This is a genomic window from Streptomyces fradiae ATCC 10745 = DSM 40063 (assembly GCF_008704425.1).
GTDB classification, from domain to species: domain Bacteria; phylum Actinomycetota; class Actinomycetes; order Streptomycetales; family Streptomycetaceae; genus Streptomyces; species Streptomyces fradiae.
The window spans coordinates 3,269,978-3,291,542 of record NZ_CP023696.1 but is presented as its reverse complement, the minus strand read 5'-3'; the positions used below and the strand labels follow the sequence as shown (position 1 = coordinate 3,291,542).

The window sequence follows — 21,565 nt, the reverse complement described above, 5'->3', positions numbered from 1 at the left end:
GTGCGGCCGGTGCGGCCGGTGCGGCCGGTGCGGCCGGTGACCGTGACCCGGCTACGTCGCGGCGCGGCGTGCCACGGCGGCGCGGGAGCGGGTCAGCAGGGCGGCGAGCAGCGCCGCGCCCAGCGGCACGGCGACCAGCAGCACACCGAAGGTCTCCCACGGGATGACGATCGGCACGTGCGGCAGATCAGCCGTGGTCGCGTAGCCGGCGTCGCGGTTCTCCTCGAACCACCGCAGCCGCTCCCGGCGCTCGGTCAGCCGCAGCCCCAGCGCGGGGAGCAACCCCGCCACCGTGCCGAGCACGACCCCCATCACGGCGACCACCCCGCACTGGAGACCGCTGAGGGTGCGGCGTACCCGCGGCGGTGCCCCGACGGCGGCGAGGGTCTTCAGGTCCGCCTCGGCGTCGGCCTGGGCGAGACCGGTGGCGATGCCCGCGGCCCCGATCGTGATCAGCCCGGCGAAGACGGTCAGGGCCAGGAGCGTGATGCTGTTCTCGCTCTCGTAGCCCGCCTCCACCTGGAGCACGACGTCTCCCCCCAGCTTGGCGAGGTCGGCGTCGAGGCGCTGCCGCTGCTCGCTGGTGGGCGGCTGGTCCGTCGTGTAGTACGAGCCCATGGGGGCGGTGGTGAGCCCGGCGGCCTCGGCCGCGGCCGGGGTGAGCACGCCTGCGACGCCGTACGAGCGGATGCCGTCGCGGACCTGGTACGCCGGGAGGGTCTTGACCGTGCCGGGGACGGGCTTCTTCGCCTCGTACGCCTCCTCGGCCGCCTTGGCGTCCGGGATCACCCGCAGGGAGAGGGCGCCGTTCGCGTCGACGTGGCGCTTCCGCAGGGAGACGACCCGGCCCTCGGCGAGGGCCTTCTCCGCGCCCGGGTCGTCGACGCCGAGCACCTTCAGCAGGGTCGCGTCGGCGACGAGCAGCCCGTCGTCCGTGGGGACGTATCCGTCGTCACCGTGCTGGCAGCGCCAGTCGTCGGCCAGCTTGCGGCGCTGCTCCGGGGAGAACCGGGACGCCGGGTCCTCGCCCTCCTCCGTCTCCACCCACAGCGGGCACTCGTTGGCGGGCGGCACGATCAGCTCGGTCCGGCCGCATCCGGCTTCGCTGGAGTACGGGGCGCAGCCCGGCCGCCCGATCGCGATGCGGGCGACGTCGGCGCGCAGTTCGATGGGCAGATGCCGCTGCACGGCCTCGCGGACGGCCGGGACGTCGCGCCCGCCGTCCTCGGTGAGGAGGGTCGACACCGCGCCGTGCGGGAGTTGGGAGACGTACTCGGCGCGCCGCTGGGCGTCGTCGCTGGTCGCGTACGTGGCGACGGCGACCGTGCCGGCGACGGCGGCCAGCACCGCCGCGACGGCGGGGGCCGTGCGCCCCCGGTTGCGCACCGAGTCGCGCAGCGCGAGGCGCGGCGACAGCGGCAGCAGGCGGCCGACCCGTCCGAAGAGGCCCACCAGGGCGGGGGTCATCGCCACGATGCCCAGCTCCGCGAGGGCGCTGCCGCCCGCCACCAGGACGAAGTGCTCGGAGACCAGCGACCCGTACAGGGCGATGGAGGCGCCCAGCAGCGTGGCGCCGAGGCCGACGAGGGGCAGGACGCGGTTGCTCCGGCGCACTCCGCGGCGGCCGGTCAGCGAGGCGAGGACCGTCTCCCGTGAGGCGGTGACGGCGGGCACGATCGCGGCGAGCAGACCGGTGAGCACGGCCACCGCCGCGATCGCCAGCAGCTCCAGCGGCCGGACGTCGAAGGCGCCGAAGCGCGCCCCGAAGAGCTCCTCCAGCCACGGCTGGAGCACGAAGGCGAGGACCAGTCCCAGCACCGTGCCCACGACCGCAGCGGCGACACCGATCACCAGGCCGCCCGCCAGCACGATCGAGCGGATGTGCCGGCGGTCGCCGCCGTTGGCGCCGACCAGGCCGAGCTGGCGGCGCGAGCGGCGGGCGCCGACCGCGAACGCCGGCCCCGCGAGCAGGCAGATCTCCAGCATCGCGAGGCTGACGACGGTGACCGTGGCGATCAGCAGTTCCCGGTCGGCGCCGGGGCTGAGCCGGAAGGAGCCGTACCCCTCGCGCTGGAACAGCGGCACGTCGGAGTCCGGGGGCGGGTCGAGGAGGACCGCCCGCCCGACGACGACGGCGCCCTTGGCATTGGCCTCCTTCACCATGTTCCACGTGAAACCACGCCCGCTGTCGGCCGGAAGCCTCAGCAGATGGGCGGTGGAGATGTGGGGCGTGGCCGCTCCGGTCCCGTCGAGGGCCTTGCGCAGCGGCTCCAGGAAGGCTCCGGGCAGGGCGTTGACCTGCACCGACTTGAGATCGTCGGGAACCTCGTACGAACCGGTGATCCGGTACTCGCGGTCCAGGCCGCGCGCGGTGAGGGTGTCGCCGATCCGCAGCCCGCTCTCCTCGAGGAAGCGCGCGGAGGCGGAGACCTCGTCGGGGCGCTCCGGGAAACGGCCGTCCAGCGGGGTCAGGATGCCCTTCGCGAGCGGGTCGGCGGCCTTCAGCTCCCGGATGTTGGTGTGCAGCAGGCCGTGGGCGGTGCGGAGCTTGCCGCTGCCCGTGCTGTCCTCCAGCAGGGTCGCCCCGGCGGGGAGCGCCTTGCGCAGGTCGGTGCGGCCCTCGGGCGGCGGCTGGTCGTCGTACTTCTTGTCCGCCGGGGTGCTCATGTCGCCGCTCGGCGACTGCTGCACGGCCACGCCGCCGTACTCGGGGTCGGACACCCGGGCGTCGGCGGCGCCCATGAGGCGCGTGGCCTGCTCGGCGGCGGAGGGCTTGGAGGTGCGCAGGGTCACGTCGGCGGCGCTCACCCCGAGGATGGGCAGCGCGATCATCGCGAGGACCAGGAAGCTGCGGCCCTTGGAGCGCCAGGCGTCGCGGCGGGCGATCCGCACGGCGGCGCGCCAGGAGTGGAGCCAGCCGGTCACGCCGCTCCCCCCTGGTTCGACAGAAGGGACTCGGCGCCCGCGCGCACGGTCTGGTCGACGACCGCGCCGTCGCGGAGGAAGACGACGCGGTCGGCCCACGCGGCGAACCGGGGCTCGTGGGTGACGAGCACCGCGGCGGCGCCCGCGTCGCAGCGGGAGCGCAGCAGGGCCAGGACGGACTCGCCGGTCTCCGAGTCGAGGGCGCCGGTCGGCTCGTCGGCCAGGACGAGGCGGCGGTCGCCGACCAGGGCGCGGGCGATCGCCACGCGCTGCTGCTGGCCGCCCGACATCTCGTCGGGGAACCGGTCGGCGAGGTGGGCGAGGTTCATCTCCTCCAGCGCGGCGAGGGCCTCGGTGCGCGCCTTGCGGGCGGACGTGCCGTCCAGCTCGCGCGGCAGGGCGATGTTCTCGGCGGCGGTGAGCGCCGGGATCAGGTTGTAGTCCTGGAAGACGTAGCCGATGCTGCGGCGGCGCAGCGCGGCGAGCGCACGCCGGTCGGCCGTGGTGATGTCGGTGCCCTCGACCACGACCCGTCCGGAGGTGGGGAGGTCGAGGCCGCCCGCGATGGTCAGCAGCGTGGACTTGCCGGAGCCGGAGGGGCCCATGACGGCGACCAGCTCGCCCGGGTGGACGTCGAGGTCCACGCCGCGCAGGGCGTGGACCTCGGTGGCGCCCGTGCCGTGGACGCGGGTGAGCTGCTGGAGTCGCAGCACGGGCTGCTGGGACGGCTGTGGCGTCGGTGTTGACATGGAGGGGTCCCCCCTTGGGCGTGCGCGGGCCACGGTGGGCCGGGCGCACGGAACGGTCGTTTCGGTCTTCGCTGCGGGCTGCGGGCTGCGGGCTGCGGGCTGCGGCTTGCGGGGTTGCGGGTCGCGGGCCGCGGGCCGCGGGCCGCGGGCTACGGCTTCGGGCTGCGGCTTCGGGCTGCGGGCTCTGGCCCAGGCTCACTCCCGCTCCCGGCTCGCCCCTGGCCCGGCGCCCGGCCCCGGGCCACTCCCGGGCCACTCCGGACCTCCCGGACTCCCCGGCACCCGGCCGGTGAGCCGGGTGCCGGGTGCCGGGCGGCGGCGCGCCGGAGTGGACGCCGGCGTCAGTGGTGCCGGGCGGCGCGCTCGGGGCGGGCCTCAGGGCGGGCCCCGGGTGGCGCCGGGGCCGCCTCGGGCGGGGCCGGCTCCTGCGGGGCGACGGCCGAGAGGCGGATCAGCCGTGCCTCGCAGTGGTCCAGCCACCGCGCCTCGGCCTCCGTACGGAAGATGAGCTGCTCCAGTACGAGGAGCCACGCCACGTCGTCGCGGCGCTGCTCCGAACCGCTCTCCAGGGCGGCCAGCGCCCGCGCCTTCAGCCGCGTGTAGTCCTGCATCGCCTTGATCGTGTGGCGGCGCTGGGACTGGATGACGGCGCGGATGTCCACGCCGGGCGCCCCGACGGCCATGGCGAGCTTGATGGCCAACTCGTCGCGGGCGGGGCTGGCGCGGTCGACGGGCCGCTCGAACCAGGTGCGCAGTTCCTCCCGCCCGGCCGCGGTGATGACGTACAGCGGGTGGCCCGCCTCGTCCGCGCCGTCCTGCGCGACCATGCCGTCCCGCTCCAGTCGGCTGAGCGTCGTGTACACCTGGCCGACGTTGAGCGGCCAGGTGGAGCCGGTGCGGGACTCGAACTCCGTGCGGAGCTGGGAGCCGTAGCGAGGGCCGCGTTCGAGGAGGGCCAGAAGCCCGTGGCGGATCGACATACTCAGTATGTATACCGAGTATGCCCAGGGGGGCAACCGTCCTCCGACGGACGGCGCGGGTCCCTCTCAGGGGGGACGGGGAGCGTCAGGAGCGGCGGATCCGCATGCCGAGGAAGCCGAGTCCGAGGCCCATCATCGTCAGCCCCACGCCGAGTGTCAGGACGGGAACGCGCCGGTCGGCGCCGGTCTCGGCGGCCCGGCCGCGCGGCTCCCAGGCGGCGGCGGTGGGGCTCCCGGACGGGATCGCGCCGACCGGGGCCTCCTCCTCGGGGACGGCCTCCGGGTCCGGCCCGTACCCGTCGAAGCGGCGTCGGTCTGTTGCCGTCCCGGTACGCGCTTGCCCGTCCGCGGCGTCTGGCGGGTCGGCCGACGGCTCGGCGGCGGGGGCGCTCGGAGCCGGCGGCACCGACCGGCCGGGGCGGCTCTTCCCGGCGCCGGCGGGGCGCCCGGCGAGCGACGGGCTCGAACCGTCGCCGCGGGGCCGGGGCGACGGCGGCGCGGCCTCGGGTCCGCTCGCGCCGCCGGCGGGCGGGGAGCCGGAGGCCGCCGGCCCGGCGGGGGAGCCGGTGGGGGAGGGGGCGGCGGCCGAGCCGGAGGGCGTGACGGAGCCAGGACCGGAGCCAGGACCGGAGCCAGGGCCAGGGCCCGTACCGGGGGCGGTGGGCGTCGTGGGCGACCCGGTGCCGGGGGGCGCGGGTGCCGTGGACGCCGGGGCCGGGGGAGCCGCGTCGGCGGCTCCGGCCGCCGCGCTCACGCGGGGTGCCCGGGGGGCCCCGCTTCCGCCGTCCGCGTACGCCGCGGGCACCGGACCGGCGCCCAGGATCACGGCGGCCAGCAGGGCGGTGGCCGGCGCGACCGCGCGGCGGGAGGGAGGACGTGGAGCCATGGGCGACTCCCTTTCGCGCGGCGGGTGCTCGTTCCCGCCTACGATCACACACGGCCCCCCGCGGGGGCCTCCCGGAGCAGCCGAATGGAGGAGTGCGGGCGGGTGGACGCGGCGCGAACGGCGTGCGGACGCCACGACGGTCGCCCCCGCGGTGCCGCGCCCGACCGGGCCGGGAGCAACGCCCCACGGACCTCGCAGGCCCCAGGACTCCTCAGTTCCCACGACCTCGCAGGCCCCAGGGCCCCTCAGGTCCCACGGACCTCGCAGGCCCCAGGCCCCCCGGGCCCCGGCCCCAGGCTCCACGGACCCCGCGGGCCCCAGCCGGCGGGCGGCGGCAGGACCCCGCAGGCCGCACGGCCTCGCGCGCGGTGGCTACTGCGGCTTGTTGCCGGTCGAGATCTCCAGGGTGAACTCGGCCGCTTCCTCGTCGATCTCCGTACCCTGCCGCGGGAACTGGGTGAGGACCGTCCCGTCGCCGTACGTGTTCTCGTCGACCCGGACCTCCTTGATGATCTTCCAGCCGGCCGCCTGGATGCACGCCTTCACGGAGTTGATGTTCTTGTAGGTGAAGTTCGGCGCCTCGAACTTCTCCGGGTCCTGCCCCTCGCGCGGCTCGGTGCACTTCTTGGTGTCGATCGTCCGCGCCAGGTCGGGGCCCTTGTAGTCGGTACCCGCCGCGTCCCCTCCCGCCGCCGGGGCGGACTGCGAGCCCCCCGCCGTCGGGGTGCCCGGGTCGTCGTCCCGGTTGACCACGACCGCGGTGACGGCGCCCGCGACGGCGATCAGAGCCACGGCGATCGCGCCCACCAGCAGCGGCATGCGCCGGCCGCCGCCGGTCCCGCCGCCGGACGCCGCCGGCTGGTACGGGGACGGGGCGGGCGTCTGGTACACGGGCGCGGGTGCCGCCTGGTGCGGGTAGCCGTACCCGGCCGGGCCGTGACCCGGGCCGTGCGCCGGCGCCGGCGCCGGGGTCGGGGTCGGCGCCGGGGCGGGGGTCGGCGGCCCGTAGCCGTGGTGGGGCGCCGGCGCGTAGGGCGTGTGGACGCCCTGCGGCGCGTGGCCCGCGCCCGCCTGGGACGGGTCCAGCGGCGGGAAGACCGCGGACCCGACCCCCGAGCCGCTGTTCGCGGGGGCGCCCGGCACGATCACCGGCGCGCCGGCCTGCCCGGCGGACAGCACCCGCAGGCACTCGTCGCGCATGGCGGCGGCGCTCGGGAACCGCTCGTTCGGGTTCTTCCGCAGCGCGCGGGCGACCAGCGCGTCCATCGCCGGGGTGACCGCCCGGTTGACCGAGGACGGGGCCGGGGGCTCCTCCTGGACGTGGGCGTACGCGATGGCCAGCGGCGAGTCGGCGTCGAAGGGCAGGCGGCCGGTCAGGAGCTGGAAGAGCATGATGCCGACCGAGTACAGGTCGGAGCGGGCGTCCACGCCCCGCCCGAGGGCCTGCTCCGGCGACAGGTACTGGGGCGTGCCGACGACCATGCCGGTCTGCGTCATGGAGGTGACGCCGGACTGCATGGCCCGTGCGATGCCGAAGTCCATGACCTTGACCACATCGCGCTTGGTCATCATCACGTTGCCCGGCTTGATGTCCCGGTGGACCAGGCCCATCTCGTGGCTGGCCTCCAGCGCCGCCAGCACGTCGGCGGTGACCTTCAGGGCCTTGTCGGCCGGCATCGCCCCGTACTGCCGGATGTCGGCGGCGAGCACGGAGCCGAGCGGCCGGCCCTCCACGTACTCCATGACGATGTACGGCATGACGCCGCCGTCGCCCGCCGACGGGTCGCTGTAGACGACCTTGTCCTCGCCGGTGTCGAAGACGGACACGATGTTGGTGTGCTGGAGCTTCGCGACGGCCTGCGCCTCGCGCCGGAACCGCTCGCGGAACGACTGTTCCCGGCCGAGTTCCGTGTGGAGGGTCTTGATGGCGACCTGCCGGTCCAGGGCGCTGTCGTAGGCCAGGTAGACGGAGGCCATGCCGCCCTCGCCGATCAGGGCGCGGAGCTGGTACCGGCCGTTCGCCACCGAACCGCCCGCGTAGCGGCCGTGTGCGCCGTCCTGGCTCATCGTGCTTCCCCCTACGCCCGCGCGTGGCGCCGCGGTGATCCGGATTTACGCGCCAAGTCTGCCCCAGGCCACCGACACGTCAAGCCGGGCGCCCGTTCCGTGACCGTACGCGCCGGAAGCGTCTCGGAAGTGTTACGTGGCGGCTGCCGGATTTGCACAGGTGTACGGGGAACCGATTGGATGGCCGGTCCATCCCGAACCGGCGCGTCGCGCGGAGGCTGTAGCGTGACGTGGCGAAGTACCCCTGGAAAGACGGCGGCACACCGCTCGCGGGCACAGCGCGCGGACAGCAACGGAAATGACGGCGAGGACGATGGCACCCGGATCCGAAGCAGGTGGCGGCGGAGTGTCGGATGACGGAGCGTCGGGGCGCGGGGACGCCGTCGAGTTCGGTGCCGGAGGGATGGTCGGCGACGGCCGCTACCGGCTGACCCACCGTCTCGGCCGCGGCGGCATGGCGGAGGTCTTCGCGGCGGAGGACGTACGGCTGGGCCGCACGGTCGCCGTGAAGCTGCTCCGCGCCGACCTCGCCGAGGACCCGGTCTCCAAGGCCCGCTTCACCCGCGAGGCGCAGTCCGTCGCGGGGCTCAACCACCACGCGATCGTGGCGGTGTACGACTCCGGCGAGGACCAGGTCAACGGCCAGGCCGTGCCGTACATCGTCATGGAGCTGGTCGAGGGCCGCACCATCCGCGAGCTGCTGGTCAGCGCGGAGGCGCCGCCGCCGGAGCAGGCGCTGATCATCGTGTCGGGCGTGCTGGAGGCGCTCGCCTACTCGCACCAGCACGGCATCGTGCACCGCGACATCAAGCCGGCGAACGTGATCATCACGCACGCCGGCGCCGTCAAGGTGATGGACTTCGGCATCGCCCGCGCCCTGCACGGCGCGTCCACGACGATGACGCAGACCGGCATGGTCATGGGCACGCCCCAGTACCTGTCGCCGGAGCAGGCGCTCGGCAAGGCCGTCGACCACCGCTCCGACCTGTACGCCACCGGCTGCCTGCTCTACGAACTGCTCGCCCTGCGGCCCCCCTTCGTCGGCGAGACGCCGCTGTCGGTCGTCTACCAGCACGTGCAGGACATCCCGGTGCCGCCGTCCCAGGTGTCGGACGGCGTCGCGCCGCCGGAGCTGGACGGGCTGGCCATGCGGGCGCTGGCGAAGGACCCGGACGACCGCTTCCAGAGCGCCGAGGAGATGCGCGGGCTGATCCAGTACGCGCTGCGCATGCTCCAGGAGCAGGGCGGCCACACCGGCGTGTGGAACACCGGTCCGGCCGGCGCGCACGACGGCGGCCACACCGCGCACGGCGGCGTCGCGGCGACCGCCGTGATGGGCGCCGCGACGGGCCTGGGCAACGGCCCGGCGACACCGCCCCGGCCGATGCCGGTGCACGGCGACACCTCGCAGGGGCCGATCCTGCCGCCGCTCAACCAGGACGACGGCGCCTACGCGGCGGCGTACGACAACGGGGGCGGCGGGGGCGGCCGGGGCAGGGTGCTGCTGTTCGTCGCGCTCGCGCTGGTCGCGATCGTGGCGGGTGTCGTGTACGCGGTGAAGATGAGCGACAAGCCGGCCGGCGCCGACCCGCGGCCGGTCACCAGCCCGTCGCCGTCCGTCTCGCCGAGCACCAGCCCCTCGCCGTCCCCCTCGCAGTCCGAGGAGGAGCAGGAGGAGCCCAGCACGTCGGGCGGCGGGGGCGGCGGCGGCTGGGACCGCCCGTCGTGGCCGCAGAAGTCGCCCTCCTACAGCCAGGACCCCGCGCCCACCACGGGCGGCGGCGGTACGGGCGGCACGGGCGCCACGGACGGCTCCACCGACCAGGGCGGCACCACCGACGGCACCACCGACGGCGGCCAGGACGGCGGCACCGACGGCACGAGCGAGGGTTCGGCCGACGGCGGTACGAGCAGCGGCGGCACCACCGAGGGCGGCGGGACGACCGGGTCCGCCGACGCGGGCGGCACGGACACCTCGGGCGGTACGGCGACCTCGGGCGGCCAGCAGGGCGGTACGAGCACGGGCACCACGACCGGGACCGGCACGACCGCCGGCTGACGGGCCCGGCCTCGGAGCGGGGCTCAGCCCGTGAAGGCGTCGCGTACGGCGTCGTACTCGCGCGTCCACCACACCGCCAGGGCCGACACCGCGGGGAACTGCGGGTCGGCCCTCCGGTCGTGGAGCTGGTAGTGCCACCGCAGTATCCAGAAGTCGTTCAGCCGTTCCCACCACACGCGGTGCACGGCGGCGGCCAGCTCCGCCGCGCCCAGCCCGGCGGCCCGCCGGTACGCGCGCGCGTAGGCCCGCACCTTGGCGAGGTCCAGGCGTCCCGTCGGCTGCACGTAGAAGATCATGGCGGCCCGCACCGCCTCCTCGGCGCGCGGCTGGAGGCCGAGCCGGTCCCAGTCGACGATGGCGGCGGGCTCGGCGCCCCGGTACAGCAGGTTCAGGGGGTGGAAGTCCCCGTGCACCCAGCCGCCCGCCGAGGGCGCCGCCGCGGCCGGGCGCCGGTGCGCGTGGGCGGCCAGCAGGCGGCGGCGCTCCAGCAGCCGGTGCTCGGCCAGCTCGTCGAAGGCGGCCCGGCGCCGGCGGGCCCTGGCCAGCGCCAGCAGGTCGTCGATGAGCCGGAAGGTGTCGTCCGGGTCGGCGCTGCCGTACGCGCGGGCGGCCGGGTGCACCCCGGCCACCCCGAGGACCCGCTCCAGGCAGGTGTGGACGTACCCGAGCAGCGCGCCGAGCCGCCGCGACCCGGCCGCGGTGAGCTGCGCGCCGTCCCGGTGGCGGCCCTCCACCCACGGGTGCAGGGCGTAGCAGTCGCCGCCGAGCTGGGCGACCGTGCGGCCCTCGGCGTCCGGCAGGGCGGGCGCGACGGGGACGCCCAGGGCGTGCAGCCGCTCGGTGGCGCGGTGCTGGCGGGCGACGACGGCGTGGTGGGAGGTGGTGGCGTCGAGGTGCTGCTTGAGGAAGAACGTGCCGCGCGTGGTGGACAGCCGGTAGCCGCGGTTCAGCAGGCCCTGGGTGACGCGGACGCAGGAGAGCGGCTCGCCGTACGCGGGGTAGCGGCGCAGCAGCGCGGCGACGGGCGGCTCGCCCGACCGGCACTCGGCGCCGGCCCCGGCCGGCTCGCCCACCCCGGCCTGTGCGCCGGCGCCCGCCCCGGCCCCGGACGCCCCCGCCCCGGCCGACGCCGTACCGGACGCCGTACCGGATGACGTACCGGATGACGTACCGGACGTGCGGCCCGCACCGGACGTGCAGGACGCGGACACCCCGTACGCCCCGGGCACCCCGTACGCCCCGGAGGAGGAACCGGACGCGACCACCCGCGCGGGGAACGCGGCCGCGGGCGCGGGTAACGCGGCCGCACGCGGGGAGGGCGCGGCCGGCGCGGGGTGGGCGGGGCGCGGCCGGGGGACGTGGAACACGTCGGAATCGGCGGGCGGAGCCGTTACAGATGAGCGCGGCACTTGTCAGATGTTAGATCACTATGGGATGACCCGCGTCACATCACCGTCCTGGGAACTCTTCCCGACGGCGGGGTGCGCGGGATAACGTGCCGGTGTTCCGGCGGCCTGCGAGGCTGTTATCCGTGTGTTGTCCCAGTCGTACCAGCGGCGTGACCAGGCGTTGTCCCCGCCCTCCTCGATTTACTTGGATATCCAAGCAAAATCGCAGGTCAGAGGGGTTTCGCAGGATCGCTGCGCACTGGGTAACGTGCCTATCACAGGGCGCTCGCCGGGGCACCTGTCACGCCTGTCTCCGGCCGAGGGCACCCACCCCGTGCATCGCGTACGGACCAGGCGAGCCGCTTCCCCCCGGCTCCGAGGAGCGACCCGCTCCCGAGGAGCGAGGGGGAACCCCAGGCGACCCGGCGGACCCCGGGAGCCCGGACAGACGGAGGAGCACGCACGTGACCGTGGACAGCACTGCCGCGCGCCAGCCGCGACGCGGCGGCACCAGCAGCAGTGGCACCAAAGCCGCCGGCGGTGCCACCAAGCGCGCCGCGCGCGCGAAGAAGCCCCGGAGTTCCAGCTCCGAGCCGCCGCTCGTACAGCTGCTGACGCCCGAGGGCGAGCGCGTCCAGCACCCCGACTACGACGTCGACCTGACCCCCGAGGAGCTGCGCGGCCTCTACCGCGACATGGTGATGACCCGCCGCTTCGACGGCGAGGCCACCGCGCTCCAGCGCCAGGGCGAGCTGGGCCTGTGGGCCTCGCTGCTCGGCCAGGAGGCGGCGCAGATCGGCTCCGGCCGGGCGCTGCGCGACGACGACTACGTCTTCCCGACCTACCGCGAGCACGGCGTGGCCTGGTGCCGCGGGGTCGACCCGACGAACCTCCTCGGCATGTTCCGCGGGGTGAACAACGGCGGCTGGGACCCCAACAGCAACAATTTCCACCTGTACACGATCGTCCTCGGCTCGCAGACCCTGCACGCCACCGGCTACGCCATGGGCGTCACCAGGGACGGCGCGGACTCCGCCGTGCTCGCGTACTTCGGCGACGGCGCCTCCAGCCAGGGCGACGTCAACGAGTCGTTCGTCTTCTCCGCGGTCTACAACGCCCCGGTCGTGTTCTTCTGCCAGAACAACCAGTGGGCCATCTCCGAGCCCACCGAGAAGCAGACCCGCGTCCCGCTGTACCAGCGCGCGCAGGGCTTCGGCTTCCCCGGCGTCCGCGTCGACGGCAACGACGTCCTCGCCTGCCTGGCCGTGACCCGCTGGGCGCTGGAGCGCGCCCGCCGCGGCGAGGGCCCGACGCTCATCGAGGCGTTCACCTACCGCATGGCCGCCCACACCACCTCCGACGACCCGACCCGCTACCGGCACGACGAGGAGCGGGCCGCCTGGGAGGCGAAGGACCCGATCCTGCGCCTGCGCCGTCACCTGGAGGCCCAGGGCCACGCCGACGCGTCCTGGTTCGAGGAGCTGGAGGTGGAGAGCGAGGCCCTCGGCAAGCACGTCCGCGAGGTCGTCCGCGCCATGCCCGTTCCGGAGCACATGGCGATGTTCGACAACGTGTACGCGGACGGGCACGCGCTCGTCGACGAGGAGCGCGCGCAGTTCGCCGCCTACCAGGCGTCCTTCGCGAACGGAGAGGCCGAGTAATCATGGCTGTGCAGAAGCTTCCCCTCGCCAAGGCGCTCAACGAGTCGCTGCGCAAGGCCCTGGAGAACGACCCCAAGGTCGTCGTCATGGGCCTGGACGTCGGCAAGCTCGGCGGCGTCTTCCGGATCACCGACGGCCTGCAGAAGGACTTCGGGGAGCACCGGGTCGTCGACACCCCGCTCGCCGAGTCCGGCATCGTGGGCACCGCGATCGGCCTCGCGCTGCGCGGCTACCGGCCGGTCGTAGAGATCCAGTTCGACGGCTTCGTCTTCCCGGCGTACGACCAGATCGTCACGCAGCTCGCGAAGATGCGGGCCCGCTCGCTCGGCACGGTGAAGGTGCCGGTCGTCATCCGCATCCCGTACGGCGGCGGCATCGGCGCCGTCGAGCACCACTCCGAGTCGCCCGAGGCGCTCTTCGCGCACGTCGCGGGCCTCAAGGTGGTCACCCCGGCGACCCCGTCCGACGGCTACTGGATGCTCCAGCAGGCGATCCAGAGCGACGACCCGGTGATCTTCTTCGAGCCCAAGCGCCGCTACTGGGACAAGGGCGAGGTCGACACCGAGGCCATCCCCGGCGAGCTGCACAAGGCCCGGGTCGCCCGCGAGGGCACCGACCTCACCCTCCTCGCCTACGGCCCGATGGTGAAGACCTGCCTGGAGGCGGCCGCGGCCGCCGCCGAGGAGGGCAAGTCGGTCGAGGTCGTGGACCTGCGCTCGATCTCCCCGATCGACTTCGACACGATCCAGGCGTCCGTCGAGAAGACCCGCCGCCTGGTCGTCGTGCACGAGGCCCCGGTGTTCTTCGGCTCCGGCGCCGAGATCGCCGCCCGGATCACCGAGCGGTGCTTCTACCACCTGGAGGCCCCGGTGCTGCGTGTGGGCGGGTACCACGCGCCGTACCCGCCGGCCAGGCTGGAGGAGGAGTACCTGCCGGGTCTGGACCGGGTGCTCGACTCCGTCGACCGCGCGCTGGCGTACTAGGAGGAACACCCCGTGATCCGCGAGTTCAAGATGCCGGACGTCGGTGAGGGGCTCACCGAGGCCGAGATCCTCAAGTGGTACGTCCAGCCCGGCGACACCGTCACCGACGGCCAGGTCGTGTGCGAGGTCGAGACCGCGAAGGCGGCCGTGGAGCTGCCCTGCCCGTTCGACGGGGTGGTGCACGAGCTGCGCTTCCCCGAGGGCACGACGGTCGACGTCGGCGAGGTCATCATCTCGGTGAACGTGGGCGGCGACGAGCCGGCCGCCGCCCCCGAGGCCCCGGCCGCCACACCGCAGGCCCCGGCCGCCGAGGCCGCCCCGGCCCCGGTGGCGGCCCCCGCCCCGGCCGCGGAGGCGGAGGCCGAGCCGCAGGGCCGCCAGCCGGTCCTGGTCGGGTACGGCGTGGCCGCGTCGTCCACCAAGCGCCGCCCCCGCAAGCAGGCGACGGCCACCGGCGCCGCCCCGGCCGCCCTCGCGGCGGTCCAGAGCGAGCTGAACGGCAACGCCCCCGCCCCGGCGGCCCCCGCGCCGCAGGCCCGTCCGCTGGCCAAGCCGCCCGTGCGCAAGCTCGCCAAGGACTTGGGCGTGGACCTGGCCACCGTGACCCCGTCCGGCCCGGACGGGATCATCACGCGGGACGACGTCCACCAGGCGGCGGCGCCCGCGCAGGCCCAGGCCGCGCAGGCCCCGGCCGCCGCCCCGGCGCGGCCCGAGGCACCCGCCGCCCCGCAGGCCCCGTCCACCGCCGCGGCCCCGTCCGCCGGGACGGCCGCCGCCCCGGCGCCCGAGCCGCTCGCGGCCGGCGTCCGGGAGACCCGCGTCCCCATCAAGGGCGTCCGCAAGGCCACGGCGGCGGCCATGGTCGGATCGGCGTTCACCGCGCCGCACGTCACCGAGTTCGTCACGGTCGACGTCACCCGCACCATGCGCCTGGTCGAGGAGCTGAAGGGCGACAAGGACATGGCGGGGCTGCGGGTCAACCCGCTGCTGCTCATCGCCAAGGCCCTGCTCGTCGCCATCCGGCGCAACCCGGACGTCAACGCGTCCTGGGACGAGGCCGCCCAGGAGATCGTGCTCAAGCACTACGTCAACTTGGGCATCGCCGCCGCCACCCCGCGCGGCCTGATCGTGCCGAACATCAAGGACGCCCACGCCAAGACCCTGCCCGAACTGGCGCGGGCCCTCGGCGAGCTGGTCGCCACCGCCCGCGAGGGCAGGACGACCCCGGCGGCCATGCAGGGCGGCACGGTCACCATCACCAACGTCGGCGTCTTCGGCGTCGACACCGGCACGCCGATACTGAACCCCGGCGAGTCGGCGATCCTCGCGGTCGGCGCGATCAAGCTCCAGCCGTGGGTCCACAAGGGCAAGGTCAAGCCGCGCCACGTCACGACGCTGGCGCTCTCCTTCGACCACCGGCTGGTCGACGGAGAGCTGGGCTCGAAGGTGCTGGCCGACATCGCGGCCGTACTCGAGCAGCCCAAGCGCCTGATCACCTGGGCGTGACACCGGGCCCGGTGCGAGCCCGCCTCCACCGGCCCGGCGCCTCCCGAGGGCCCGGACGCCACCCGGCGTCCGGGCCCTCGGCCGTACCGCGGGGCCTTCGCGGCCTCCGCGCCCGCGGCCCCGTGGCCGTCCGCATCCCGGACCGGCCCCCGGATGCACCCCTGTTGTATCTATCCTGTGCGCATGTCGTCCCTCGCGCCCCAGCCGACCCCGCCGCCCCAGCCCGCCGCCGAGCGGGTCTACGCCCACGTCAAGCAGGCGGTGCTCGACCGCCGCATCGAGGGCGGAACGCTGCTCACGGAGGGCGAGTTGGCCCAGGCCGTCGGGGTCTCCCGCACACCGGTCCGGGAGGCGCTGCTCAGGCTGGAGATGGAGGGGCTGCTCAAGCTCTACCCCAAGAAGGGCGCCCTGGTCCTGGCCGTCTCCGCGCAGGAGATCGCGGACGTGGTGGAAACGCGCCTGCTGGTCGAGGAGTTCGCGGTGCGCAAGGCCGTACCGCTCTCCGCGCGGCTCCAGGCCCGGCTGGAGGAACTCCTCGCCGAACAGCGGCACCACGCGCGTGAGGGCGACCTGCGGGCGGTCGCCGCGGCGGACCGCGGCTTCCACGCCGCGATCGTGCGCCACGCCGGGAACCAGATCCTGGCCCGCCTGTACGACCAGCTCAGGGACCGTCAGCTGCGCATGGGCGTCGCGGTCATGGAGGCGCATCCCGACCGCGTCACGAAGAACATCGCCGAACACGCCGAGGTCCTCCAGGCCCTGCGCGACGGCGACGCGGAGCTCGCGGCCCGCTGCGTGCGCGCCCATGTCGGCCGCGTGAAGGACCTGGTCCGGGGTGAGACCCGGTGAACACCCCCGCCACCCCGGACCCTTCCGCGTCCCCAACCTCCCCCGCCTCCCCAACCTCCTCCGCATCCTCTGCCTCCTCCACCCCCTCACCCTCCCCTGGCCCTGCCGCCTCCCCCGCCTCGCCCGCCCTCCCCCTCGACCCGCCCGGTGGCCGGCGGGCGGTGTGCGTGTGGGGCGTCGGCGTCAGCGTGTACCTCGTCGCGGTCGTCTTCCGCACGTCCCTCGGCGTGGCCGGACTGGACGCGGCCGACCGCTTCCACGTCAACGCCTCGGCGCTGTCGGCGTTCTCGATCCTCCAGCTCCTCGTCTACGCGGGCATGCAGATACCCGTCGGCCTGCTCGTGGACCGGTGGGGCACCCGGCGGGTCCTGACGCTCGGCATCGTGCTGTTCACCGTCGGGCAGCTGGGCTTCGCGCTGTCCCCCACGTACGGCATGGCGCTGCTGTCGCGGGCCCTGCTGGGCTGCGGCGACGCGATGACGTTCATCTCCGTGCTGCGGCTGGGCAGCCGCTGGTTCCCCGCGCGGCGCGGGCCGGTGGTCGTGCAGATCGCCGGGCTGTTCGGCGTCGTCGGGAACCTGCTCTCCACGATCGTGCTGGCGCGGACGCTGGACTCGCTGGGCTGGACGGCGACGTTCGCGGGCAGCTCGCTGGCCGGCCTGGTCGTCCTCGTCCTGGTCGTCGCGTTCCTCAAGGACCACCCCGAGGGCTTCGCCCCGGAGCCCGTCCCGCACGCGGGCCGCGCGTACGTGCGCCACCAGATCGCCCGCGCCTGGCGGGAGCCCGGCACCCGGCTGGGCATGTGGGTGCACTTCACCACGCAGTTCCCCGGCATGGTCTTCCTGCTGCTGTGGGGGATGCCGTTCCTGGTGGAGGCGCAGGGCCTCTCGCGCGGGCGGGCCGGTGGACTGCTCACCGTGGTGGTGCTCTCCAACATGGTCGTCGGCCCCGTGTACGGGCATCTGATCGCCCGCCGGCACGCGGCGCGGGCGCCCCTGGCGCTGGGCACCATAGGTGCGACGGCCCTGGTGTGGGCGGGCACCGTCGCGTACCCCGGCGACCGCGCCCCCATGTGGCTGCTCGTCACCCTGTGCGTGGTGCTCGGCGCCTGCGGCCCCGCGTCGATGATCGGCTTCGACTTCGCACGCCCCGCCAACCCGCCGGAGCGGCAGGGCACGGCCGCCGGCATCGTCAACATCGGCGGGTTCACCGCGTCGATGACGACCCTCCTCGCCGTCGGCGTCCTGCTGGACGCGACCGGCGGCAGCTACCGGGTGGCGTTCTCGTCGGTGTTCGTCCTCCAGGCGCTGGGCGTGGCCCAGATCGTGCGGCTGCGCGCCCGGACGGCCCGGGTGGAGCGGGAACGGCTGGCCGCCGCCCGCGCCGAGGCGGTCCGCGTCCCGGCGTGACCCCGGCGTCCGCGTGACCCCGGCACCCGCGTGACCCCGGCGTCCGCGCGGCACCCGGCGCCCGCGCGGCACCCGGCGCCCGCGAGCGGCACCCGGGGCGGCGCGCCGGACCGGCGCGGCCCCGGTGGCGGCGCACCGGCCCTGCCGGGCGCCCGGCGGGTGGAGCCCCCGCGTCGCCTACGGCGTGACGGCGAAGTGGGCGAGGATCGCCCGCGCCAGGTCCTCGTCGCCCTCGATCTTCACCCGGTCGGCGACGGCGGCCGGCCGCACCCGCCCGCAGGCGAGGCGCACGTACGTCTCCCAGTCCAGCGCCAGCGTCACCGCCGGGCCCAGCGACGGGGCACCGTCGATCGTGCCGCGCCCCTCGGCGTCGACGCGGACCGTGCGCAGGAACTCCACGGGGCCGGTCACGTCGAACACGACGGCCGTGTTCGGCGGGGCGCCCGCGTCCTTGGCGACCACCTTCGGCAGCACCGCGAGCAGGTTGTCGCGCACCACGTACGCACCGGGCGAGTCGAGGTTGCCCGGACGGTCGAGCGCCGTGCGCAGGTCCTGCTCGTGCACCCACACGTCGAAGGCCCGCATCCGGTAGGCCACTTCGAGGCTCTGCTCGGCGCCGAGCGGGGCGCGCACCAGGGTGTCGGGGGAGCGGCTCTCGTTGCGCAGCATGCGGGCGCGGCGGATCAGGACGTACTCCAGCTCGGCCGTCATCTCCGGCGCGGTGTGGTGCCGCCGCACATCGACCTGCATCTCCATGTAGCGCGCGAAGTCACTGCGCACGTGGTAGAGGTCGCGGGGCAGCGAGTGAATGGGCCGCGGGTCGCCCAGCATCTCGCACTCCAGGCCGATGACGTGCGAGACGATGTCCCGGACGGACCAGCCGGGACACGGGGTGGCGCGGTTCCACTCGCCCTCGACGAGCGGCGTCACCAGCTCGGATATGGCCTCGATGGAGTGGGTCCAGGCGTCGGCGTAAGTCTGGAGGCTGGGATGGACGGTCACGGGACCCCTCGTGCGGCTTGGTACGCGGGCTGGGTGCAGTGGCGGCTGCCGGGGAGCCCCGGGGGTCCCCCCTGGACGCGGTCCTCGGGAGGGAAGATCCCCCCAGGAGAGAACAGTACGCTCCTCCCAAGCCCCTCGGCAGTGCTTTCGTGTGACGATCGTAGGCCCGTATTGACGGCTTCAACGCCAGGACGGTGGTAGTGTGCGCGCCTCTCTGATCCAGATTGCGGTCAACCCGGACGAATCGGTGGACGCCCGGCGACGGCGGGCGGCGGCGCTCGTCCGGGACGAGTCCGCGGCGGACCTGGTGGTCCTGCCGGAGCTGTGGCCGGTCGGCGCGTTCGCCTACGAGGCGTTCACGACGGACGCGGAGCCGCTGCGGGGCCCGACCTACGAGGCGATGTCCGCGGCGGCGGCGGACGCGCGGGTGTGGCTGCACGCCGGGTCGTTCGTGGAGCGCGACGGCGACGCCCTGTACAACACGTCGCTGGTCTTCTCCCCGGACGGCGAGCTGGCCCGGTCGTACCGCAAGATCCACCGGTTCGGCTTCGACCAGGGCGAGGCCGTCCTGATGTCGGCCGGCCGCGAGCTGGCCGTCGTCCCGCACCCGCGGCTGCCCTTCGGCCTCGCCACCTGCTACGACCTGCGCTTCCCCGAGCTGTTCCGGGGCCTGGTGGACGCGGGCGCGGCGGCCTTCGTCATCCCGGCGGGATGGCCGGAGCGGCGCCGCGGGCACTGGTCGCTGCTGGCCCGCGCGCGGGCGGTGGAGAACCAGGCGTACGTACTGGCCTGCGGCACGGCCGGGGCGCACGCGGGCGTGGAGCAGGCCGGGCACAGCGTGGTCGTGGACCCGTGGGGCGAGGTCCTGGCGGAGGCCGGCCGCACGGAGGAGGTCCTGACCGTGACCCTCGACCCCGCGAAGGTGGCCGAGACCAGGGCGTCGTTCCCCGCCCTGAAGGACCGCGTACCGGGCCTGACGGCGCCCCTCCCCGCGAATGGCAAGCTTGAGGGATGAACGACGCAGCCCCGGCGCCCACCCCCGCGCCCCGCCCCCGTGCCCGTGTCCGTGCCCCCGAGCTGATCGGCAAGGGCGGCTGGCTCAACACGGGCGGGAAGGACCTGAACCTCGCCGACCTCCGGGGTCGCGTGGTGATCCTCGATTTCTGGACCTTCTGCTGCATCAACTGCCTGCACGTCCTCGACGAGCTGCGGGAGCTGGAGGAGCGGCACCGCGACACCGTCGTGATCGTCGGCGTGCACTCGCCGAAGTTCGTGCACGAGGCCGACCACCAGGCCGTGGTGGACGCGGTGGAGCGGTACGGCGTCGAGCACCCCGTCCTGGACGACCCGGAGCTGGCCACCTGGAAGCAGTACGCCGTGCGGGCCTGGCCGACGCTCGTCGTCATCGACCCGGAGGGGTACGTCGTCGCCCAGCACGCGGGCGAGGGCCACGCCAAGGCGATCGAGGCCCTCGTCGCCGAGCTGGAGGCCGAGCACGAGGCGAAGGGCACCCTGCGGCGCGGTGACGGGCCGTACGTTCCGCCGGAGCCGGTCGCCACCCATCTGCGCTTCCCCGGCAAGGCGCTGCTGCTGGAGTCGGGCCACCTCCTCGTCTCCGACACCACCCGCCACCAGCTCGTCGAGGTGGCCGCCGACGGCGAGACCGTGGTGCGCCGCCACGGCGACGGGCGGCGCGGCCTGGTCGACGGGCCCGCCGACGCGGCCCGGTTCAGCGAGCCGCAGGGCATGTGCGTCCTGCCGGACGGCCGGATCGTCGTCGCGGACACCGTCAACCACGCGCTGCGCGCCCTGGACCCGGCGACCGGCGAGGTGACCACGCTGGCGGGGACCGGCGCCCAGTGGATGCAGGGCTCCCCGACGTCGGGGCCGGCCCGCGAGGTGGCGCTGTCGTCGCCGTGGGACGTGGCGTGGTGGCGGGGCCGCGTGTGGATCGCGATGGCGGGCGTCCACCAGCTGTGGACGTACGACCCGGAGGCCGGGACCGTGGAGGTCGCCGCCGGCACGACCAACGAGGGCCTGGTGGACGGCCCCGGCGCCGAGGCGTGGTTCGCGCAGCCGTCCGGGCTCGCGGCGGCCGGCGACCGCCTGTGGGTCGCCGACTCGGAGACGAGCGCCGTCCGCTGGGTCGACGCCGAGGGCGCCGTCCACACCGCGGTCGGCACCGGCCTGTTCGACTTCGGGCACCGGGACGGCGCCGCGGAGCAGGCCCTGTTCCAGCACCCGCTGGCCGTCACCGCCCTGCCGGACGGCTCGGTCGCGGTCTGCGACACGTACAACCACGCGCTGCGCCGCTACGACCCCGCGACCGGGGAGGTCACCACCCTGGCGACCGACCTGCGGGAGCCGAGCGACGCCGTCCTCGTCGGCGACGACCTGGTGGTGGTGGAGTCGGCGCGGCACCGGCTGACCCGGCTGCGGCTGCCGGAGGAGGCCGTGCAGGTGGCGGCGGTCGCGCACCGCACGCAGCGGGAGGCCACGGCGGTGGCGCCCGGCTCGCTCCGCATCGACGTGGTCTTCCGTGCCCCGGCCGGGCAGAAGCTGGACGAGCGCTACGGGCCGTCGACGCGGCTGCTGGTGTCGTCCACGCCGCCGGAGCTGCTGGCGGACGGGGCGGGCAGCGGGACGGACCTGCTCCGCGAGGTGAAGCTGGACCCGTCGGTCACGGAGGGCGTCCTGCACGTCTCCGCGATGGCCGCGTCCTGCGACGACGACCCGGAGATCGAGTACCCGGCGTGCCACGTCCACCAGCAGGACTGGGGCGTTCCGGTGCGCGTCGAGGACGGCGGGGCGGCGCGGCTCCCGCTCATCCTGGCGGGTCTCGACGAGGGGTAGGGCGCCGGACCCGCGGGCCCGGAGGGAAGGGCCCTGGGCCAGGGGCCCGCGGCTTCGGGCTGCTCGCGGGGCCCGAGGGGCCCCCGGCGCCTTCGGCTGGTGGCTTCGAGGTGCGCCCCGCGCACCGGGCCGGACGGCCGGGTGCCCGCCGTGCGGTGGGCGCCCGGGCCGCGGGGGTGGCGGGGCGGCCGCCCGTGGGGCGTCGGACCGCCGCGGTGCGGCGGGGCCGTGGGGGGTGTGGCGTACCG

15 protein-coding genes are annotated in these 21,565 nt (G+C 75.1%); 8 read left to right on the top strand and 7 right to left on the bottom strand.

Features of this window, described 5'->3' with window-relative positions; translation table 11 throughout:
* Positions 1 to 51 precede the first annotated feature (51 nt).
* The 5 genes from CP974_RS14555 to CP974_RS14535 all read right to left on the bottom strand — a co-directional run bounded on the left by CP974_RS14555 (position 52) and on the right by CP974_RS14535 (position 7,607).
* Positions 52 to 2,925 (bottom strand): FtsX-like permease family protein, encoded by a 2,874-nt coding sequence (locus tag CP974_RS14555; protein ID WP_031133903.1) that lies wholly within the window; start codon positions 2,923 to 2,925, stop codon positions 52 to 54.
* Positions 2,922 to 3,674 (bottom strand): ABC transporter ATP-binding protein, encoded by a 753-nt coding sequence (locus CP974_RS14550; RefSeq protein ID WP_031133905.1) that lies wholly within the window; start codon positions 3,672 to 3,674, stop codon positions 2,922 to 2,924. The genes CP974_RS14555 and CP974_RS14550 overlap by 4 nt, the downstream gene beginning before the upstream one ends.
* Positions 3,675 to 4,015: 341 nt before the next feature.
* Positions 4,016 to 4,654, bottom strand: coding sequence for a PadR family transcriptional regulator (locus tag CP974_RS14545; RefSeq protein ID WP_031133907.1), 639 nt, complete (start codon positions 4,652 to 4,654; stop codon positions 4,016 to 4,018).
* A gap of 85 nt (positions 4,655 to 4,739) precedes the next feature.
* The gene (locus CP974_RS14540) at positions 4,740 to 5,540 is read right to left on the bottom strand and encodes a hypothetical protein (RefSeq protein ID WP_085921212.1); all 801 of its coding nucleotides are present in this window, start codon (positions 5,538 to 5,540) and stop codon (positions 4,740 to 4,742) included.
* Between the two features lie 372 nt (positions 5,541 to 5,912).
* The gene (locus tag CP974_RS14535; RefSeq protein ID WP_031131777.1) at positions 5,913 to 7,607 is read right to left on the bottom strand and encodes a Stk1 family PASTA domain-containing Ser/Thr kinase; all 1,695 of its coding nucleotides are present in this window, start codon (positions 7,605 to 7,607) and stop codon (positions 5,913 to 5,915) included.
* A gap of 313 nt (positions 7,608 to 7,920) precedes the next feature.
* Here CP974_RS14535 and CP974_RS14530 point away from each other — a divergent pair, with 313 nt between their 5' ends.
* Complete coding sequence (locus CP974_RS14530; RefSeq protein ID WP_031131775.1) at positions 7,921 to 9,666, top strand: protein kinase domain-containing protein; 1,746 nt, start codon at positions 7,921 to 7,923, stop codon at positions 9,664 to 9,666.
* A 23-nt stretch (positions 9,667 to 9,689) separates the two neighbouring features.
* Here the strand turns inward: CP974_RS14530 and CP974_RS14525 are convergent, their stop codons facing one another.
* Positions 9,690 to 10,739, bottom strand: a complete 1,050-nt coding sequence (locus CP974_RS14525; protein WP_031131774.1) for a phosphotransferase — start codon at positions 10,737 to 10,739, stop codon at positions 9,690 to 9,692.
* A gap of 779 nt (positions 10,740 to 11,518) precedes the next feature.
* Between CP974_RS14525 and pdhA the strand changes: the two genes are divergently transcribed.
* The 5 genes from pdhA to CP974_RS14500 all read left to right on the top strand — a co-directional run bounded on the left by pdhA (position 11,519) and on the right by CP974_RS14500 (position 17,462).
* Positions 11,519 to 12,715: a pyruvate dehydrogenase (acetyl-transferring) E1 component subunit alpha gene (gene pdhA, locus CP974_RS14520; RefSeq protein WP_031131772.1), complete on the top strand. Its 1,197-nt coding sequence runs from the start codon at positions 11,519 to 11,521 to the stop codon at positions 12,713 to 12,715.
* Positions 12,716 to 12,717: 2 nt separating this feature from the next.
* Complete coding sequence (locus tag CP974_RS14515; RefSeq protein ID WP_031131770.1) at positions 12,718 to 13,698, top strand: alpha-ketoacid dehydrogenase subunit beta; 981 nt, start codon at positions 12,718 to 12,720, stop codon at positions 13,696 to 13,698.
* A gap of 30 nt (positions 13,699 to 13,728) precedes the next feature.
* A complete protein-coding gene (locus CP974_RS14510; RefSeq protein WP_051839424.1) occupies positions 13,729 to 15,204 on the top strand; it encodes a dihydrolipoamide acetyltransferase family protein in 1,476 nt (491 codons plus the stop codon).
* 183 nt (positions 15,205 to 15,387) lie between these two features.
* Positions 15,388 to 16,053, top strand: a complete 666-nt coding sequence (locus CP974_RS14505; RefSeq protein ID WP_031131766.1) for a GntR family transcriptional regulator — start codon at positions 15,388 to 15,390, stop codon at positions 16,051 to 16,053.
* A 161-nt stretch (positions 16,054 to 16,214) separates the two neighbouring features.
* Positions 16,215 to 17,462 (top strand): MFS transporter, encoded by a 1,248-nt coding sequence (locus CP974_RS14500; RefSeq protein WP_031131764.1) that lies wholly within the window; start codon positions 16,215 to 16,217, stop codon positions 17,460 to 17,462.
* 177 nt (positions 17,463 to 17,639) lie between these two features.
* On the opposite strand, the gene CP974_RS14495 is transcribed toward CP974_RS14500, so the two are convergent.
* Positions 17,640 to 18,464, bottom strand: coding sequence for a maleylpyruvate isomerase family mycothiol-dependent enzyme (locus tag CP974_RS14495; protein WP_031131762.1), 825 nt, complete (start codon positions 18,462 to 18,464; stop codon positions 17,640 to 17,642).
* 202 nt (positions 18,465 to 18,666) lie between these two features.
* Here CP974_RS14495 and CP974_RS14490 point away from each other — a divergent pair, with 202 nt between their 5' ends.
* Together CP974_RS14490 and CP974_RS14485 are read left to right on the top strand one after the other, a co-directional pair.
* Positions 18,667 to 19,479 (top strand): carbon-nitrogen family hydrolase, encoded by an 813-nt coding sequence (locus CP974_RS14490; protein ID WP_031131760.1) that lies wholly within the window; start codon positions 18,667 to 18,669, stop codon positions 19,477 to 19,479.
* Positions 19,476 to 21,317 carry an NHL domain-containing thioredoxin family protein gene (locus CP974_RS14485; RefSeq protein ID WP_031131758.1) on the top strand — a complete coding sequence of 614 codons (1,842 nt, stop codon included), beginning with the start codon at positions 19,476 to 19,478 and terminating at the stop codon, positions 21,315 to 21,317. The genes CP974_RS14490 and CP974_RS14485 overlap by 4 nt, the downstream gene beginning before the upstream one ends.
* The last annotated feature ends 248 nt before the right edge of the window (positions 21,318 to 21,565 follow it).